This is a genomic window from Mitsuaria sp. TWR114, assembly GCF_007997345.1.
The window spans coordinates 1-1,689 of the sequence record NZ_VOSR01000876.1 but is presented as its reverse complement, the minus strand read 5'-3'; the positions used below and the strand labels follow the sequence as shown (position 1 = coordinate 1,689).

General features: G+C 71.2%; 3 protein-coding genes and 1 pseudogene. 1 reads left to right on the top strand and 3 read right to left on the bottom strand.

Going from position 1 to position 1,689, the window contains the following annotated elements; translation table 11 throughout:
- Both FUT87_RS25290 and FUT87_RS25285 read right to left on the bottom strand, forming a co-directional pair.
- Positions 1-195, bottom strand: a 195-nt coding sequence (locus tag FUT87_RS25290) for a hypothetical protein (protein WP_147242784.1), incomplete at its 3' end; no start/stop codon positions are given.
- Complete coding sequence (locus tag FUT87_RS25285) at positions 192-512, bottom strand: hypothetical protein (protein WP_147242783.1); 321 nt, start codon at positions 510-512, stop codon at positions 192-194. The genes FUT87_RS25285 and FUT87_RS25290, both read right to left, overlap by 4 nt.
- A 380-nt stretch (positions 513-892) precedes the next feature.
- Between FUT87_RS25285 and FUT87_RS25280 the strand changes: the two are divergent.
- Positions 893-1,423 (top strand): annotated as a pseudogene (locus FUT87_RS25280) (class I SAM-dependent methyltransferase); the annotation flags it as partial.
- Here FUT87_RS25280 and FUT87_RS31135 read toward each other — a convergent pair.
- The gene (locus FUT87_RS31135) at positions 1,399-1,629 is read right to left on the bottom strand and encodes a response regulator (protein ID WP_255512031.1); all 231 of its coding nucleotides are present in this window, start codon (positions 1,627-1,629) and stop codon (positions 1,399-1,401) included. The pseudogene FUT87_RS25280 and the gene FUT87_RS31135 sit on opposite strands and share 25 nt — an antisense overlap.
- Positions 1,630-1,689: the final 60 nt, after the last annotated feature.

Genomic DNA, 1,689 nt, shown 5'->3' with positions numbered 1-1,689 from the left:
GCTGCGCTGCGCCAGCGCGACGCGGGCGCGCACCATGTCCAGCTCCTCGCCCGCCTGCGTCGCCTCCAGGCGCAGGCTGCGCAGGCGGTCGCTCAGCGTGTCCTGCCTGTCCCCGGCCTGCCGACGCTGCAGCTGGCGCTCGGTCGCCAGGCTGCCGGCGCGCGTCTGGATCGCGCGGAGGTTGAGCGCGGTCATGTCGCTGCCGTCCACCCGGCGCTCGCTGCGCACCCGCAGCAGCGGCTGGCCTTGGCGCACCTCGTCGTCCTCGCCGACGAGCACGGCCTCGACCTGCCCGCCAGCGGCGAGGACACCTGCAGCAGCCCGCCCACCGGCATCAGCAGTCCCGGCACGCGGGCCTTGCGCGAGACCTGGCCGATCAGCGCGAAAGCGATCAGCGCGGTCGCCAGCAGCACCGCCACCGCGGCCACCACCTGGAAGGCCGGCCGCTGCGCGACGCGGATGGTGCCCATCCATGGCGCCTGCTGGAACTCCTGGACCGCCGCTCGAAACATGTGCCGCTCCTTCGCCGATGACGCCGCCGGTGCGGCCATGGGAAGGATTCTTTGATGGCCGCGGGCCTCGGCCGTGACGGTGACGGGGTGGCTCCGAATGAGGATTGATTTCGCCGCGGCGGCATGCACGGCGAACAGGACGGGCCTTCGGCTGACTCGCGTTGATCAGCCCACTGCCGGATGCAGGTGTATCGATGCTTCGATCTGTCGGTCGGCCCTGGCGAAGTGCTCCCGCATTTGCAGCAGTCTCCACAAGCTGTGGAAGGGGAGGCCGGGCGCATGCGGCTGCACGGCGTGATCGAAATCGGCGCGCGATGTGGCGTGAGGCCCACGATGGCGGGGTCACCTGTCTACACTGGCGCCCCGTTCCCGGACTCCCCATGCAAGCGCTCCTCGACGTCATCGCCACGCTGCCCCGGCCCAGCGGCCCCGGCCGCTTCTTCCACGGTCGCGGCGGCCTGTTTCCCGGCTGCGAGCAGTGGGTCCTCGATGCCTATCCGCCGGTCTGGGTGCTGACCAGCTTCGCGCCGGTGAACGACGAGGACCTGGCCCGAATCGGCGCGGCGCTGGCCGCGCGGTGGGCCGAGGTGGCGCCGGGCGAGCCGCTGAACTGGATGTTCCAGCACCGCGACGAGCACCGTCCCACCAACCGCCTGATGGCCGGCGCCATCCCCGACGAGCATGTGGTCGAGGAGGACGGCGCGCGCTTTGTGGTCCACCTGGCGCAAGGACAGAACCACGGCTTTTTCCTCGACATGGCCGAAGGCCGCCGCTGGGTGCGGCGCTGGGCGGCGGCGCATCCGGGCGGGCGGGTGCTCAACCTGTTCGCCTACACCTGCGCCTTCTCGGTCGTCGCGCTGCAGGCCGGCGCCGCGGCCGTGGCGAACTACGACATGGCCCGCAGCGCGTTGCTCTGGTCGTTCTGGCCGGTGAGCACGATGACCTTGGTGCCGGGCTCCAGCTCGATCAGCTTCTCGAGCAGGCGGAAGCCCTCGGAGGTCGAGTCCTGGTCCGGCGGCAGGCCCAGGTCCATCGTGACCACCGGCGGCTTGTGGCGGCGGAACTGCAGCACGGCGCTGGCGACGTCGTCGGCCGTGACCGACTCGAAGCGGTCCATCGACCACTTGAGCTGCTTCTGCAGCGCGAGGTCGTCCTCGACGATGAGCAGCGAAGGGGG